Here is a 17,060-nt window from a genome sequence, read left to right as displayed (position 1 = left end):
CCTCGCCAGTACCCCTCAGCTAGTTCTTGAGCGAGTTCAGCGGTGCCGGGAAGCGTCCACCACGGTGGGCGAGCACGGTGCCGGCGTTGGGGTTCACCGGCATGATGGGTGCACGGCCAAACAGGCCGCCGTACTCAACGCAGTCGCCCACGCCCTTGCCGATGGCGGGGATCACGCGGACGGCCGTGGTCTTGTTGTTGATGACGCCGATGGCCATCTCGTCGGCGATAATGCCGGCGATGGTCTCGACCGGGGTGTCGCCGGGGATGGCGATCATGTCCAGGCCAACGGAGCACACGCAGGTCATGGCCTCGAGCTTCTCGAGCGAAAGCGCACCGGCCTCGACGGCGGCGATCATGCCGGCGTCCTCGGACACGGGGATGAAAGCGCCGGAGAGACCGCCCACGCTGGAGCTGGCCATGACGCCGCCCTTCTTGACGGCATCGTTGAGCATGGCGAGCGCGCAGGTCGTGCCCGGGCCACCGCAGGTGCCCACGCCGATGATCTCGAGGATGCGGGCAACGGAGTCGCCGATGGCAGGCGTGGGAGCCAGCGACAGGTCGACAATGCCCTTCTCGACACCCAGACGATGGGCGGCCTCGCGGCTCATGAGCTCGCCGGCGCGGGTGATCTTAAAGGCGGTCTGCTTAATCTTCTCGGCGACTTCCATCATCGATGCGGAGTCGGGCAGCGTCTCCAGGGCTGCGGCCATAACGCCGGGGCCCGAGACGCCTACGTTGATGACGGCGTCGGCCTCGCCACCGCCGTGGACGGCGCCCGCCATAAACGGGGAGTCCTCGACCATATTGGCAAAGCAGACAAACTTGGAAGCGCCGACGGAGTCCTGGTCGGCCGTGAACTTAGCGGCGTCGATGATGGTCTGCGCAGCCATGAGTACGGCGTCCATGTTGATGCCGGCACGCAGACTGGCGACGTTGACGCTGGAGCAGACGCGGCTCGTGGTGGCGAGCGCCTGCGGGATGGACTGGATGACGCGGCGGTCGGCGTCGCCGATGCCCTTCTGGACGAGTGCGGAGAAGCCGCCCAGGTAATCGATGCCGAGCGTCTCGGCCGCGCGGTCGAGGGCATGCGCGATGGGGGTGAGGTCCTCATCCTTGCAGCACGCGGCGATCTGCGCCACCGGGGTGACGGAAACGCGCTTGTTGACGATGGGGATACCGTACTCGCGCTCGAGGTTCTCGGCGGTCTCGACCAGATGCTCAGCCGTGTGCGTCACGTGGTCGTAGATTTTCGTGCACATGCGGTCGAGGTTCTCGTCGCCGCAACCCATGAGCGAAACACCCATGGTGATGGTCCTGATGTCGAGGTTCTGTTCCTCAACCATGCCGCGGGTTTCCGCGATTTCTGCGGGCGTGATCGCCATCCTTGCGCTCCTATCTGCCAAAACGAGCATAGTCTTATCTATTCTAACGTGCCGCACGTGCCAAGTGGCGCGTGCGGCACGTTTTGGTGCTCGGTTGTTTCCGTTGTGTTACTGCCCAAAGACCTCTTCGGCAATACGAGCGCTTTCGGCGGCGTCCTTGGCGTAGTAGTCCGCGCCGATTTGCTTGGCGTATTCGGGGGTGAGTACGGCACCGCCTACGATGATCTTGACGTCCGGCACCTCGGCATGGAGCAGCTTGATGGTCTCCTCCATGGCGACGACCGTGGTAGTCATAAGCGCCGAGAGGCCGACGAGTTTGATATCGCGCTCCTTGACGGTCTTGAGCACCTCTTGCGGATCGACGTCGCGGCCCAGGTCAAAGACGGTGTAGCCGTAGTTGTCGAGCAGCATTTTGACGATGTTCTTGCCAATATCGTGGATGTCGCCCTTGACGGTGGCCACGCAGATCTTGCCCTTGTCGGCAATCTCGCCGGCGGGCATCAGGCGTTTGATGGTGTCGAAGCCCACGCGTGCGGCCTCGGCCGAGGCCATGAGCTGCGGCAAGAAGAACTTGCCCTGGTCAAAGAGGACGCCAACCTCGTCGAGGGCGGGGATAAAGTGATTGTTGATGAGGTCCATGGCGTCGTGGTCTGCCAGCAGACGCTCGGTCTCGGCAGCGATCTCGCCTTTGCGGCCCGAGACGACCATGCGACGAATCGGGTCGTCGTTGCCGTCGGTGCCGGCGGTGCCAGCAGCGGGCACGGCATCACTCGATGCGGCCTGAGCTGCTGCCGGGTTTGCGGCGATCTTATACGGATCGGTCCAGCCGGCGTAGCGCTCGATGTATCCGGTCGAGCCCTCGTCCTCAACGCTCAGGACGCGATAGCTGTAGACGGTATCCATAAAGCGCTTGGAGCCCGGGTTCATGATGGGGGCGTCCAGGCCCGCGCCGAAGGCGGCGGCCAAAAAGACCGAACCCAGCAGCGGGCGGGCAGGCAGGCCAAAGCTGATGTTCGACACGCCGAGCGCGCATTTGACGCCCAGACGCTCCTTGCACAGGGACATGGCGCGCAGGATCTGCTCGGCCTGGCGTTGATTGGTCGAGGCGGTCATGACCAGGCAGTCGATGAGGATGCGGTCCGGTCCGATGCCGTAGCGGGCAGCCTCGGCCACGATGCGCTCGGCGATAGCGAAGCGAGCCTCGGCGGTATCGGGGATGCCGCCTTCGTCGAGCGTAAGGCCGACAACGTTGGTGCCGTAGTGGGCGACCAGCGGAAAGATCTCATCCATGATCTGCTGCTTGCCATTGACCGAGTTGATGATGGGCTTGCCGGCGTAGCGGCGCACGGCGGCCTCGACGGCTGCGGGGTCGGTGGAGTCGATCTGCAACGGCAGCAGCGTGGAGCCCTGGAGCTGTTCGGTCGCCTGTTGGATGATCTTGACCTCGTCGATCTCGGGCAGGCCCACGTTGACGTCCAGGATGTCGGCGCCCTGTTCCTGCTGGCTGATACCCTGGCTCACGACGTAGTCCAGGTCGCCGTCGCGCAGGGCCTGCTGCAGGCGTTTTTTGCCGGTGGGGTTGATGCGCTCGCCGATGACAGCGATCTTGTGGCCGTCGCAGGGAAGGTCCACGACCGTTTGGGCGCTCGTGACCGACATACTGGGCTTGCGGTGGCGCGGGCTGGGCGTGTGGTTATCGATAAGCGTGCGCAAGGCCGCCATGTGCGCCGGCGTGGTGCCGCAGCAACCGCCCACGACGCTCACACCGTCGGCGATCATGCCGGCGACGGCCTCGGCGTATTCGGGGGCTTGGATATCAAAGACGGTGTTGCCGTCGTCGTCCACATGGGGGAGTCCTGCATTGGCCTGCACCATAACGGGCTTGTCGGTAACGGTGAGCATGCGCGCGGCGAGCCCTCGGAGCTCGGCCGGTCCCTGGCTGCAGTTGATGCCCAAAACGTCGGCGCCGATGGCATCGAGCGTGATGGCGGCCACCTCTGGACTCGTGCCCAGGAAGGTGCGACCGTCTTCCTCAAAGGTCATGGTGGCAAAGACGGGCAGGTCGGAGTTCTCGCGGCAGGCGAGGACGGCAGCCTTGATCTCGGCAAGGTCGGTCATAGTCTCGATAATAAAGAGGTCCACACCCGCGGCGACGCCGGCGCGCACTTCCTCGGCAAAGAGGTCGTAGGCCTCGTCGAAGCTCAGAGTACCCAGGGGGCGAAGCAGCGCGCCGATGGGGCCGATATCGCCGGCGACGTAGCGGGCGCCGGCCTCGCGGGCGCAGGTGACGGCCGCGGCAAAGACGTCTGCCACGGTGGCAGCGCCGTCGAGCTTGTGGGCGTTGGCGCCAAAGGTGTTGGCGGTAATCACGTCGCAGCCGGCCTCGACGTACTGGCGCTGAATGTCGGTAATGACCGGGGGCTCCTCAAAGTTGAGCAGCTCGGGCAGGGCGCCCGCCTTCATGCCAGCGGCCTGCAACATGGTACCCATGCCGCCGTCGAACAGCAGGTGCCCCGTGCCCTCGATGGCCGCACGCAGGCGATCGTCCTTAATGCGCAGATCGTCGATTGTGCTCGTCTTGTACGTGGCACCGTTGCGACGTGCGGCATCAACGGGTGCCGCCAATGCAGTGCCGTCAGAATCATGAGTGATAAGCGGAGTAAACATCGAGGGCTCCTAATGGCTGGAATAGCAGGTGGTGTGGGCGGCGCGGAAGCGGCAGTGCTCGCGCATGCGGCAGATATTGCAGGTGGGGCGGCTCTGGGCGTCGTGGACTTCGCCGTCGAACAGACCAATTACCGCGGTCACGCTCTTGGTGGGCATGAGCAGGCTGGTGGGCGTGACGGTCAGGCCGATGAGCCGCGTGGCGTTGAGCGCATTGACGATCGAGCGCTGGGCCGAGAGCGGGCAGTCGCCGTAGCCGGGACTAAAGCGCCAGTTGCCGGCGAGCCCATGAACGGCGGCGTCCGTCTTGACCTGCTGGTCCATTTGCTCAACGGCGGCTTCCACGTAAGCGGAGCACGCGGCGTCGAGCACGGCGCCCTCCAGGGGATGTTGGGCTCCCGTGGTGCGCAGGCGACGCTCGGCGTCCATGCCGAGGGTACATGCCATGAGCGCGGCAAAGCGGGCATCTTTGAGATGTCGATAGATATCGCGACCGCGCAGCTCAACATTGGTGCCGACCAGACGGATGCAAGGTTCTCCCTGCTCGTCCACACCCGTGGCATCGACGGCAAACACGCGGCGCACGCCACGGGGCTCAATGTCCAATTCCAGACGCTCGACCACAAGCTCAATACGCTGCGACAGCTCGGGCTCAATCTGCTGGCCGCCGTAACCCAGATACCGCAGCATCTCGGCACGGTCGACACGGGGATGGTGCGCAGCATCGACACGGTAAAGCGCCGGCGACGCAAGGTCGGCCGGCACTTCGATAGCGGTTGTATCGATGTGCGGTTTTTCCATTACCCCAGGCGCTCCATAATGGTCGCGGCGATCGCAGGACGGTTCATAGTGTACAAGTGCAGGCCGTCAGCGCCGTGCTCCTTGAGGTCGCAAAGCTGGCGGGCTGCATAATCTACACCAGCTGCCTGCAGGCTCTCGGGGTCATTCTCGTACTTGGCGAGGATCTTGATGACGGGGGAGGGCAGCGAAGCGCCGCACATAAAGACCATGCGGCTGATCTGTGACTTGCCCATAAACGGCATGATGCCCGCGGTAATGGGCACGGTGATGCCGGCCTTGTCGGCAAGCTCGCGAAAACGGTAGAAGCACTCGTTATCAAAGAAGAGCTGCGTCACAAAGAAGCTCGCGCCAGCGTCCTGTTTTTGCTTGAGGTGTTCGACCGAGAGGTTGAGATCCTCACAGGCAATGTGGCCCTCGGGGTAGGCTGCGGCGCCCACGCAAAAGCCGGCGTCGACGAGCTCGGGGATGAGGTCGCGGGCGTAGGCGTAGTCCGAGGCGGGCTTGTCGTCCTCGGTCGCGCCGGCAGGGAGATCGCCACGCAGGGCCAGGATGTTTTCCACGCCGGCGGTGCGATACTCGTCGATCTTGGCGGCGATATCGGCGTGCGACCGGCCCACGCAGGTAAGGTGTGCCACCGAGGGCGTGTCGAATTCGCTCGTAATCATATGCGCGATGGGGGCGGTGGCGGCACCGTTGCCCGAGCCGCCGGCCGAGCAGGTGACCGAGACAAAGCTCGGCGAAAGCTTGCACAGATTGCCTGCCACTTCGCGAGCCGTGTCGAGGGTCAGCTCGCCCTTGGGCGGGAACATCTCAAACGAAATGGGCGCGGTGCCCTGGGATGCTGCCTGCTTAAAAACCTCGTCGACGCGCATATCGTGCTCCTCTAGATACGTAATAGTGCGATGTGTTGTAAGGATTCTACTGCACCACTGTGCCACGGTGGAGTTTCACTGGCTATTTGGGGATACCAATCAAAGATGCCTTGCTATCGGCTTTCTCTATAACAGAGCGGCTAATCTAGGCACGGACTATAAAGACTGGTATCTGATGCAAAATACCAGTTAATAGAGCCCCATCCCAAATTGACCGCCCTTAAACCATGGGGAGAGGTCTGCAATTTATGCAGTTGATTGGCTGTTGAGGGTGGCAACGCCGCCTCGATAGGGTAACCTCAATGATTGGTTTCGCGACAGCAACATAACGGTAATGTCGCGGAAACACGGCGAGTCTAAGCTATGACTCGTTCGTTAGTAATCAACACCGCTTCTCACGCGGTGCCGATACGAAGGGAGTTCCGTATGGCCGAACTTACTGACCGCTTCGGGACCATGGTGTTCTCTGAGGAAGTCATGAAGGACTACCTCCCCAAGGACATTTGGAAGCGCCTTGCTGCAACCCTCGAGGGCGGTGAGCCGCTCGACCTGGATGTGGCCAACGCCGTCGCCCATGCCATGAAGGTCTGGGCCATCTCCAAGGGCGCGACGCACTACGCGCACTGGTTCCAGCCGCTTTCGGGCATTACTTCCGAGAAGCACGACAGCTTCCTGGAGCCCAACCACGACGGCACCGCCATTACCAAGTTTACGGGCAAGAACCTCATCCAGGGCGAGCCCGATGCCTCGAGCTTCCCCAACGGCGGCCTGCGTGCTACCTTCGAGGCCCGTGGCTACACCGCTTGGGACCCCACTAGCCCCGCCTTTATCAAGGACGATGTCCTGTGCATCCCCACGGCTTTCTGCTCCTACACGGGCGAGGCCCTGGACAAGAAGACCCCGCTGCTGCGCTCCATGACCGCGCTCTCGCGTGAGTCCAAGCGCGTTTTGGCGCTGTTTGGCAAGACCCCCAAGAAGGTCGTTCCTTCCGTGGGTGACGAGCAGGAGTACTTCCTGATCAAGAAGGACGCTTACCGCAAGCGCAAGGACCTGGTCATCACCGGCCGCACCCTCTTTGGTGCTGCTCCCTGCAAGGGCCAAGAGCTCGAGGAGCACTACTTTGGCGCTATCCGCCCCACCGTCTCGGCCTATATGAAGGACCTGGACGATGAACTGTGGGCGCTTGGCATTCCCGCCAAGACCAAGCACAACGAGGTTGCTCCCTGCCAGCATGAGCTCGCACCGGTCTATGGCGAGGTCAACGAGGCCATCGACCAGAATCTGGTCATGATGGAGAAGATGAAGCTCATCGCCTCCCGCCACGACTTGGTCTGTCTGCTGCACGAGAAGCCCTTCGAGGGCATCAACGGTTCGGGCAAGCACAACAACTGGTCGCTTGGCACCGAGTCCGAGAATCTGCTCGATCCGGGCGACACCCCGCTCGACAACCTGCAGTTCATCGTCTTCCTCACCGCGGTGATCGAGGCCGTCGATAACTATCAGGAGCTCCTGCGCGCCTCTGTTGCCTCGGCCGGCAACGACCATCGTCTGGGCGCCAACGAGGCTCCTCCGGCGATTATGTCCATCTTCCTGGGCGACCAGCTTACCGAGGTCGTCGAGAAGATCATCGATGGCAAGGCTTCCGTCCATGCCACGCGCGGCGTGCTCGACCTGGGCGCCGATACCCTGCCCAAGCTGATGCAGGACAACACCGACCGCAACCGCACCTCCCCGTTTGCCTTCACCGGCAACAAGTTTGAGTTCCGTGCCTGCGGCTCCGAGCAGAACGTCTCCGACTCCAACCTGGTGCTCGATGCCGCCGTGGCCAAGTCGCTCAAGTCCTTCGCCGACGCACTCGAGGGTACGCCCGAGGATGAGTTCCAGGACGCTGCGCTCGAGTACTGCAAGAAGGTCCTGACCGACCACCAGCGCATCCTCTTTTCCGGCGATGGCTACTCCGACGAGTGGCCCGTTGAGGCCGAGAAGCGCGGCCTTGCCAACAACAAGACCACGGCCGACGCCCTGCCCGCCTTTGTTTCCGATAAGGCCATCGCGCTCTTTGAGGAGACGGGTGTCCTGACCAAGGCCGAGGCTCAGTGCCGCTATGACTGCAAGCTCGAGAAGTACAACAAGCTCATGAACATCGAGGCCACCACGATGGTTCGCGAGGCACGTCGTACCTATCGCCCGGTCATTACCGCATATGCCACCAAGGTCGCTAAGGGCCTTGAGACTATTCGCGCCGCCGGTGCCGAGGCCGCCATGCAGTGCGAGCAGAACACGCTCAACAAGCTCTGCAACGGTATCACCACCATCAACGACTCCATCAAGGCGCTCGACGCCGTGCATCAGAAGGCCGAAGCCCTCGATGGTCAGGAGCAGGCCAATGTGTATGCACACGAGGTCGTTCCCGCTATGGATACGCTGCGCGCCGCCGTGGACGCCATGGAAGAGATCGTGGCAGCCGACTACTGGCCGGTCCCGACCTACGACGACATCCTGTTCTACGTGTAGAGCGTAACTGACATATCGTTACGGCATTGAGCCGGGGTCCGCATCGTGCGGGCCCCGGTTTTTGTTTGCGAAGGACGCTTTGAAGCCCGTTTTGCCGCCGACTTGCCTAGGTATAAAGGGTTGTGGACAAAAAACGTCAAATATGAGTACTGTCACAAGTCCTGTAGCATTATTTATTTGCAAAATATGTAGTGTTACGCAACATATGTACAAGTACTTAGCCGATAAACGTCTGCAATTCTTCCGCCGTAGGACGCCTGACGTCTAAATCGACTTCTAAAGGCATGAAATCGCTGTTACTAAAATGGTAACAGTACTCATATTTGCTATTTTTTGCCCACAGGCCCTTGGACGACAGTGTGATTTAATGCCCTCGGGGTTCGAATCCCGGCGTTGGGGAAGAAAAAAGCCCGTCGCCGCGAGGGCAACGGGCTTCTCGATTTAAATGGTGCCCCCAGCGGGATTCGAACCCGCGATATCCACCTTGAAAGGGTGGCGTCCTTGGCCGCTAGACGATGGGGACAGCGGGAAAGAGTATAGCAGACTTTTTTAGCCGTTCACATATCGTTGGCAAACTGAAAAACCACCACATAGGAGCTGGCTCTCTATCCCGATCTTCAAATATCTCAACCTGTAACATCTGGGCGGGCAAATCGGCTCTAGCTGTTACAGATCGAGACAAAAGGCAGGCGTCGGGACGAACATCTCATTCTGTAACAGTAAGACGACTTTTAACGGTCTAGATGTTACAGATTGAGACAAACCGCTGGGATGGGTCAAAACCACCACAAAGGTGCCTGTCCCCTTTGTGGTGGTGGGGTGTTAGGGGAGGAGCTTCATGGCGGCGTCGTGGGCGGCGCGCTCGTAGGTGTCGTCGAGGGGCTTGAGCGGCAGCAGGGCTGTGGCCTGCGCGTCGCCACGGCGCTCGAGGGCGTGGGTAATGAGCCAGTCGGCGAGTTCGGGGTTCTTGGGCAGTGCCGGTCCGTGCAGGTACGTGCCGATGACGCCCTTGTAGATGAGGCCCTCAAAGCCGTCGTCGCCGTTGTTGCCGGTGCCTGTGACGACAGACGTTCCGAGCGGCGTGGCCTCGGCGTCCAAAAGCGTGCGGCCACCGTGGTTCTCGAATCCCACAAAGGGCTCAGCTGCCAGATCGGTTTTGACGGCTACGTTGCCGATCAGGCGATCGGAGCCGCGTACGGTTTCGGCGGCAATGACCCCCAGACCCTCGATGCGATCTTCGCCCATATAGTACGAACGGCCGAGCAGCTGATAGCTGCCACAGATGGCAAGCAGCGAGCCGCCGTCCTCAACATAGGATGCGACCTTGTCTTTTTGAGCGAGCAGTTCATGTGCAACCGCCAGCTGGTCGCGGTCGGAGCCACCGCCCATCATGACGATGTCGGCGTCGGTGAGATCGAGCGTCTCACCCATACGGACCTCGTCCACGCGCACGGGAATGCCACGCCAGGCGCAGCGGCGCTCGAGGGCGATGACGTTGCCGCCGTCGCCGTAGAGGTTAAGGGCATCGGGATACAGGTATACGATGCGCAGCGGGCGCGAAAGCTCGACTGGCGCGATGCCGACGGGGACGGCACTGCCATCGGCACACGTTGCAGCGCGGGCAGCAACCGTGGCTGCATCGGCACCCTTCAGCCCATCGAGTTCTTTGACCAGCGGCGGGAAGGCCGTGTAGTTGGCGACGGCATAGAAAGTGTCGCCTGCGGCTTCATCCGCAACGGCGCCAATTGCCTGCGCGACGTCCGAGATAATCGCGGCATCGATGCCGGCGTACTTGAGACGCACCTGCATGTCGTGCGCGCGCGTGCCTCCGGCAAAGGCGACAAGACCCGGCGTGTCGGCGATGCGCTCAAAGTCGACGTCGTAGATCCACGATACATCGTGTCCGTCGGCGTCGTTGTCGTTGAGGAAGAAAGCGCAGAGTCTGCCGCCCGCCGTCTTAATGGACTGGATCTGTCGATCGAAGCCTACGGGATTCTTGGCCAGGTTGGCCTCGACGGTGCGGCCGGCGATATCCCAGCGGCCCATACGTCCGCCGGCGGGGACGTAGGCATCGAGCGTGGGCTGCAGATGCGCCGGGTCCACGCCCAACTCATGTGCGGCAAAGAAGGCGGCGGCAACGTTATAGACCATGTACAGACCGTTGTAGCGTGTGGCGATGTGTACGGCCGCCGCGTCGGGCGCAGATCCAAAGACCAGGTCAAAGCCGTAGCCGTCGCTGCCGAGCTCCACGCCCGTCACGCGACGGACAAGCGCAGGGCGGGCCCAGCCGCACGAGGGGCAATGGTAGGCGCCGAGCTGGCCGTATTGCACGTAGTCATACTCCAGCGGCGCGTTGCACTGTGAGCAAAAGCGCGAGTCGCTAATACGGTCGGACTCGGTGTTGGTGGCGCCATCGATGCCAAAGGCAATACTCGCGTTGGGAACGCGCGCAGCAATCGAGGCACACAGCGGGTCGTCTGCGTTGTAGATGAGCGTCGTTGCCGGCGAAAGTTCCAACGCGTGGGCGATGACCTCCTGGGTGTGATCGATCTCGCCATAGCGATCCAGCTGGTCACGGAACAGGTTGAGCAGCACGAAGTACGTCGGCTTGAGCTTGGGCAGAACGCGTACGGTGTAAAGCTCATCGCACTCAAAAACGCCCACGCGCTTGCCGCCGCCGACTCGCTTGAGGCCGCTGCGCGCCTCGAGCAGTGCACCCACCACGCCCGGCTCCATGTTGTTGCCGGCGCGGTTGCATACCACGGTGGCGCCGCTGGCGGCAACGGCGTCGGCGATGAGGTTGGAGGTGGTGGTCTTGCCATTAGTACCGGTGATCACCACGCTGCGGTCGACAAGGCCGGCGAGGTCGCTCAGCAGCTCGGGGTCGATCTTCATGGCGATGCGGCCGGGGAGTACGCCGCCCTGGCGCTTAAGGACGGAGCGCAGCCCCCAGCGGGCGATATCGCTCGAGGTGCAGGCAAGAGATGAGCGGAGATTCATGAAGCCGTTCCTAACGTGAATGACATGGTCGTGGCGTTTGCGCCGTTAAAAGCCGTAGCGGCGCGCAAACTCCTGGGCAAGCTGCGATACATCTTCGCAGGCGTTGGCCCAGGGGGCAAAGTCGGGGGTGTCCGAGATAATGCCGTCGGCTTCCCAAACCGCCTGGTGCGAGAGGTCCCAGGGGTCGCGCGGCTCGGGTCGGCAGGGAAGATACGGCGTCTGGTACATGGGGTTCAGCAAGAAGAACGCGCCACCCTCGCAACGGTTAGCGAACTCACGCAGCGCGCGCGTCGCCGGGCGCATCTTGTTTGTTTTGAACAGCAGAATCGTGCGGGCGAGCAGATACCAAGGAGAGTTCTCGAGCGCGTCAGCCCCAATCTCTTCCTCGAGCTGGTGAGCCAGGGCAAAAAAGCCGTCCTGGTCTTCCAGGCGAGCGAGGGCGAGCAACACGGTGCCTGCGGCTCGGGTGGGGTAGCCTTCCGCCTTAAGGACGCGGCGGGCGTAGTTGGCAGCAGCGCGGTAGCGGGCGCTCGCCATGCACAGCTGCGAGATGGCCTCGAGCGTGTGAAGCCACCCGATAAGAGCCGGCTCGCTCACGGTAAGGTCTGCTGCGGTGACACCATCGGCCAAAACATTATTGGCCCAGTAGTGTGGGGCTTCCATGTCGAACCCGGGCACGCTTTGTTGCAGGTAATCGGCCGTGGTCGCCTCGAGCTTCATCAGGTCGCCCAGGCAGGCGTCGACGGGCGTGTCGGCCAGGATGATGGCGAGCAGCTGGGCATCGAGGACATACGCATCGACGCGGACAATCTTGAGCAGCTCATCGCGCATATCGTCGAACAGGCGGTTGCGCGTCTGCTCGAATTCCTCGTCGCTGCCCATGTCCTCGATGCGATGGAGCTCGTCGAGCAGGTGGTGATGAACACCGGCGTAGGACAGCAGCGCCTGGGCATGCTCGGACTGCGCATACTTATGAGGGTTGACGTTCACGTCGTTATGGACAAGCTCGCGTGCTGCATCGGTGAGCTCGGGGTGCGACGCCAGATAGGTGCGCTCCAGGTAGGCGGGGATGTAGACGCTCGGATCCATTAGAGGTCCCCTCCCTTAAATGGAAGTCCCTGCTCGGCTGCGCGCAGGATGCGCTCGTCGATCTGGGAACGCACGATGTCGTTGGTGGCGACCCAGGCGGCAAAGCTGGCGTTGTCGGGGGCGCCCAGACCCTCCTGCAGCACCGGCGTCGCCTCGGACAGCGCAAGGACAAGCTCGTCGGTGGAGCCCGCACCCACGTTGACGCGGGCATAGACGCCATCGGGAAACTCGGTTTGGAAGTAGAGCGCCTCGGCTGCGTGTGGACACGAGCGCGCAAGGATGCGCAAGTAGTGTTCGGCACCCTCGTAGTCCAGCTCGCGCCAGGCAGCGCTCATCAGCGCGATGAGCGTCCACGGGTCCAAGTCACGCTCCGCATCTTTGGGACGGCGGCGCAGCGGGGTATTCGCGAGATAGGGTACGGAGTGGGCAGAGCGAAAGCGCTTGAGCTCCTCGGCGGGGTATTCGAGCTTTGCCATGGCGAGCATCGCGGTGTGGCGGACACCAGCGGGGTCGTTGGGCGCAAAGTCCAAGCTGCGGTTTGCGGCTTCGAGCGACATGCGATAGCGGCCGCTAATGAGGGCGCGTGACGCAAGGGCGGCAAGCCAGCGCAGGTAGGGTCGGCGCATAAGATCGCCAGCGGCCTCGCGCTCGTAGGGGTCCTGCGCCGAGGCGGTCTTGAGCGCCAGATCGTGCTCCACCTCGTCGCACTTGGACACCAGATACTGCACGTATTCCTCGTTGGAGCCGGCGGTGAGGGCGGTCAGCATGCGCTGAGCGTCCCAGTTGGTCGGGTCGAGCGCGGCTGCCTCGCGGAGCATGTTCTCGGCAGCTGCCTCTTCTTGCTCTGCCTGGGTATCGTCAGGGATAAAGGGAATGCGGTAGTCGACAGCCTCGACCACCTTGGCAATGAGATGCCCGGCGCGGTCGCGGTCGTGCACGATGAGTGGCGCGGGGTTGCGGGTGAATTGTTCCATCAGACGCTCTACGGCGGCAGCGTCGGTGAGCGGGATATTGTCGCGGCGCAAGGCCTCAAGAACGAGGCGATGGCAATCCTCTTGAATGGGATCGAATGCCATGGGGCCTCCTTTGCTGCGGTTAGGGTTCAAATGTTTCTATATAAGGTTCTAGTTTACCCGCATGTGGCACACCGGGGGTGCCGCACTTGGACTTGCACCTTTGCACCACGAAGACGGATGTCGCACAAATGTCGGCACCTTGGACGACCGAGTGGTATCACGGTGCCGCAAACGGTCGATTTTTGGCGGCGAACGGTGCATATTTTGGAGGGGCACCGTCCTGCCCGGGATATGTAGTCAACCTTGATAAAACGTTTGCCCAGCTTGGGAGTATGGATGCCGCACGAGGGTCTTCAGGGATAGAAAAAACGTTTCATCATTGGCGGCTTTAGGTGAATAACTGACCAACCAGAACGGTAAAATAGTGTTTGTCTGAGCGTTGAGACGTTTAGACATCGCGCATTGTCATCGCCGGCAACGCGCAAACCGGTCCTAACGGAGCCAATTGGGTGCTCCGTTATATACGCAAGTCTAAGAGGGGCTTGTTTAGGAGGCACAGTATGGGACGTTTTACCAATCCTCGCGATCTGTACTTTGGTGAGGGCGCTCGCCACGAGGTGAAGAACCTCAAGGGCAAGAAGGCCATCATCGTTTCTGGCGGCAGCTCTATGCGCCGCGGCGGGTTCCTGCAGGACGTCGAGAACGACCTTAAGGAAGGCGGTTTCGAGGTCAAGCTGTTCGAGGGCGTCGAGTCCGATCCCTCCATCGAGACCGTCATGAAGGGCGCAGCCGCTATGCGCGACTTCGAGCCCGACTGGATCGTTGCTATCGGTGGCGGTTCGCCCATCGATGCCGCTAAGGCCATGTGGGTCTTCTACGAGTATCCCGAGGAGTCCTTCGACAACATTATCCAGCCGTTCAGCTTCCCCGAGCTGCGTCAGAAGGCTCACTTCTGCGCCATTTCCTCTACCTCCGGCACCGCTACCGAGGTCACTGCCTTCTCCGTCATCACCGACTACGCCAAGGGCATCAAGTACCCGCTGGCCGACTTCAACATCACTCCTGATGTCGCCATCGTCGACCCCGAGCTCACCTACACCATGCCCGCCAAGCTGTGCGCTCATACCGGCATGGACGCTCTGACCCACTGCATGGAGGCCTACGTTTCCACCTGCGCCTCTATGTTCACCGACGCCAACGCTCTGCACGGCATCCGCGAGATCGTCGAGTGGCTGCCCAAGTCCTATGCTGGCGACCATGAGGCCCGTCAGCACATGCACGAGGCTCAGTGCATCGCCGGTATCGCCTTCTCCTCGGGCCTGCTCGGCATCGTTCACTCCATGGCTCACAAGACCGGTGCAGCCTTTGAGAACGGTCACATCATCCACGGTGCCGCTAACGCCATGTACCTGGGCAAGGTCATCCAGTGGAACTCCAAGGACCCGCGTGCTGCCGAGCGTTACGCTTACGTGGCCAAGGAGATCCTGCACCTTCCCGGCGAGACCAACGAGGAGCTCATCGCCGCGCTCGTCCAGAAGATTCGCGACCTCAACGACCAGCTCAACATTCCGCAGTCCATCAAGGATTACGCGAATGGCGGCGTGAAGGTCGACGCCGAGAACCCGCAGATGGTTTCCGAGGAGGAGTTCCTCGCCAAGCTGCCCGAGATCGCCGCGAACGCCGAGCAGGACGCCTGCACGCCGGAGAACCCGCGTGAGACCAAGGCTGCCGACTTCGAGAAGATCCTCAAGGCCTGCTACTACGACACCGACATCGATTTCTAATCGACTCTTGTTATCGTAATGAGGGGCTCCGCACGTATCCGTACGGAGCCCCTTTCTTTTTTAGAGAATGGGATAGTTATGGCTGCAATTTTCAATAGCCCCAGCAAGTACATCCAGGGTCCGGACGAGCTCGCCAAGCTCGGCTCCTATGTCGAGCCGCTCGGCGCTAAGGCCCTCGTCATCGTGACGCCTTCGGGCAAGAAGCGCGTCGGTGCCAAGATCGAGGGCGGCTTTGCCGAGGCCAAGGCCGAGCTGCTGTTTGAGGACTTTAACGGCGAGTGCTCCAAGGGCGAGGTCGATCGCCTGGTTGCGCTCGCTCGCGACAACGGTTGCGATATCGTCGTCGGCGTCGGTGGCGGCAAGATCCTCGACACCGCGAAGGCCGTCGCCTATTACCTGGAGTCCCCGGTTATCATTTGCCCCACCATTGCCTCGACCGATGCACCGTGCTCGGCACTTTCGGTGCTTTACACCGATGACGGCCAGTTCGATAAGTACCTCTTCCTTAAGGCAAACCCCAATATCGTCCTGATGGATACGACGGTTATCGCGGCGAGCCCGGTGCGCCTGACGGTTTCCGGTATGGGCGATGCGCTCGCAACCTACTTCGAGGCCCAGGCGACGCACGATGCCGACGGCGGCACCTGCGCTGGCGGCAAGGGCGGCATGGCTGGTCTGGCGCTCGCCAAGCTCTGCTACGAGACGCTTATGGCCGATGGCGTCAAGGCCAAGGTTGCGCTGGAGAAGGGTGCGCTCACGCCTGCCGTCGAGCATATCATCGAGGCCAATACGCTGCTTTCGGGCATTGGCTTTGAGAGCTCGGGTCTCGCTGCGGCCCATGCCATCCATAATGGCTTGACGATGCTGCCCGAGTGCCACAGCATGTATCACGGCGAGAAGGTCGCCTTCGGCACCATCGTCCAGCTGGTACTCGAGGATGCCACGACTGAGAAACTCGAGGAAGTCTTGGGCTTCTGCATTGAGCTGGGTCTGCCGGTCACGATGAAGGAACTTGGCGTTGCCGAGCTTACGCGCGAGAAGGCCATGATTGTTGCCGAGGCCGCCTGCGCGCCCGAGGACACCATGTGCAACATGCCGTTTGAGGTGACGCCCGAGATGGTCGCAAACGCCATTCTGGGTGCCGACGCGCTGGGCCACTACTATCTCATGGATGAGTAAATCAAGCTAAGGAAGGGGCAAAGCCAACAGATGGCTTTGCCCCTTTTTGCTATGGTGCAAAGGGGTCAGGTTACTTTGCACCAATCGTTGTTTGATGAAGGGCGGATTCTCGTATGGCGCTTCCTGTGGTTTACGGCGGTCCCGGCCGGTATGTTCAGGGGCCGGGCGAACTGTCGCGTCAAGGCAAGTATTTGTCATGGTTGGGCTGCGCTGCCTATGTCTTGTTTGACCAGGGCACCGAGGATCGGCTGTGCAGACAGATCGTCGATGGATTTCTGGACGACGATCTAAGCGAGCCGTTCTTTAAGATTTATGACGGTCCGTGTACGGAAGAGGCCGTTTTCGAAATGGCTAAGGAAGCCCAGGCCGAGTATTGCGACATGGTAGTGGGTATTGGCGGCGGCAAAATGCTCGATATCGCCAAGGCCGTTGCGTTTTATACCGAGTTGCCGTTGTGCGTATGCCCCACGGCGGCATCGATGGACGGTCCGTGCAGCGAGATTTCCGATGCCGATTTGCAGGGTGTTGCAGATGCGGTCTTTAGAAACGAGCGCAATATGGCTAACGAACAGGCCAAGGTGACCAAACTAAAGCTCGTGCAGTTCATGTGCGAGGCATAGCTTGGCACTTGATTGACCTTGTGCAATCGGGGCGGCGATAGGCCATGGGCTATTTGCCGCGGTTGATTTCCGATCTCAGCCGAACACATTGAGCAAATAGGCCATTCCCACAGCTAGCCGAACGCCCCCGAGGCCCC

Annotated in this window: 11 protein-coding genes and 1 tRNA gene; 4 read left to right on the top strand and 8 right to left on the bottom strand. The window is 61.5% G+C overall.

What is annotated here, in order from left to right; genetic code table 11:
• Nucleotides 1–19 precede the first annotated feature (19 nt).
• The 4 genes from ABG996_RS05265 to ABG996_RS05250 form a co-directional block, all read right to left on the bottom strand.
• Nucleotides 20–1,384, bottom strand: coding sequence for a PFL family protein (locus ABG996_RS05265; RefSeq protein WP_347478134.1), 1,365 nt, complete (start codon nt 1,382–1,384; stop codon nt 20–22).
• A 108-nt stretch (nt 1,385–1,492) separates the two neighbouring features.
• Nucleotides 1,493–4,051, bottom strand: a complete 2,559-nt coding sequence (locus ABG996_RS05260; RefSeq protein ID WP_347478135.1) for a homocysteine S-methyltransferase family protein — start codon at nt 4,049–4,051, stop codon at nt 1,493–1,495.
• Nucleotides 4,052–4,060: 9 nt separating this feature from the next.
• Nucleotides 4,061–4,849 carry a hypothetical protein gene (locus ABG996_RS05255; RefSeq protein ID WP_347478136.1) on the bottom strand — a complete coding sequence of 263 codons (789 nt, stop codon included), beginning with the start codon at nt 4,847–4,849 and terminating at the stop codon, nt 4,061–4,063.
• Nucleotides 4,849–5,721: a methylenetetrahydrofolate reductase gene (locus tag ABG996_RS05250; RefSeq protein WP_006234684.1), complete on the bottom strand. Its 873-nt coding sequence runs from the start codon at nt 5,719–5,721 to the stop codon at nt 4,849–4,851. Before ABG996_RS05250 ends, ABG996_RS05255 begins: the two co-directional genes overlap by 1 nt.
• 426 nt (nt 5,722–6,147) lie before the next feature.
• On the opposite strand from ABG996_RS05250, the gene ABG996_RS05245 reads away from it, so the two are divergent.
• Nucleotides 6,148–8,235, top strand: a complete 2,088-nt coding sequence (locus ABG996_RS05245; RefSeq protein ID WP_118205277.1) for a glutamine synthetase III family protein — start codon at nt 6,148–6,150, stop codon at nt 8,233–8,235.
• A gap of 446 nt (nt 8,236–8,681) precedes the next feature.
• Here the strand turns inward: ABG996_RS05245 and ABG996_RS05240 are convergent.
• The 4 genes from ABG996_RS05240 to ABG996_RS05225 form a co-directional block, all read right to left on the bottom strand.
• Nucleotides 8,682–8,758 (bottom strand) — tRNA-Glu (locus ABG996_RS05240).
• Nucleotides 8,759–9,057: 299 nt separating this feature from the next.
• A complete protein-coding gene (locus tag ABG996_RS05235; RefSeq protein WP_347478137.1) occupies nt 9,058–11,235 on the bottom strand; it encodes a MurT ligase domain-containing protein in 2,178 nt (725 codons plus the stop codon).
• 45 nt (nt 11,236–11,280) lie between these two features.
• The gene (locus tag ABG996_RS05230; RefSeq protein WP_347478138.1) at nt 11,281–12,324 is read right to left on the bottom strand and encodes a hypothetical protein; all 1,044 of its coding nucleotides are present in this window, start codon (nt 12,322–12,324) and stop codon (nt 11,281–11,283) included.
• Nucleotides 12,324–13,400 carry a hypothetical protein gene (locus ABG996_RS05225; RefSeq protein WP_347478139.1) on the bottom strand — a complete coding sequence of 359 codons (1,077 nt, stop codon included), beginning with the start codon at nt 13,398–13,400 and terminating at the stop codon, nt 12,324–12,326. The genes ABG996_RS05230 and ABG996_RS05225 overlap by 1 nt, the downstream gene beginning before the upstream one ends.
• A gap of 500 nt (nt 13,401–13,900) precedes the next feature.
• Here ABG996_RS05225 and ABG996_RS05220 point away from each other — a divergent pair, with 500 nt between their 5' ends.
• From ABG996_RS05220 to ABG996_RS05210, 3 genes are all read left to right on the top strand, one after another.
• Entirely contained in the window at nt 13,901–15,124 is a 1,224-nt protein-coding gene (locus tag ABG996_RS05220) for an iron-containing alcohol dehydrogenase (RefSeq protein ID WP_347478140.1), read from the top strand.
• 78 nt (nt 15,125–15,202) lie between these two features.
• Nucleotides 15,203–16,303 (top strand): glycerol dehydrogenase, encoded by a 1,101-nt coding sequence (locus ABG996_RS05215; RefSeq protein ID WP_347478141.1) that lies wholly within the window; start codon nt 15,203–15,205, stop codon nt 16,301–16,303.
• 113 nt (nt 16,304–16,416) lie between these two features.
• Nucleotides 16,417–16,923, top strand: a complete 507-nt coding sequence (locus ABG996_RS05210) for an iron-containing alcohol dehydrogenase (RefSeq protein ID WP_347478142.1) — start codon at nt 16,417–16,419, stop codon at nt 16,921–16,923.
• Nucleotides 16,924–17,060: the final 137 nt, after the last annotated feature.

Source organism: Collinsella aerofaciens (assembly GCF_039836695.1).
GTDB classification, from domain to species: Bacteria; Actinomycetota; Coriobacteriia; order Coriobacteriales; family Coriobacteriaceae; genus Collinsella; species Collinsella aerofaciens_BD.
Note: the sequence above shows the minus strand (reverse complement) of the source record. Positions and strands in the feature narration are given on the sequence as shown.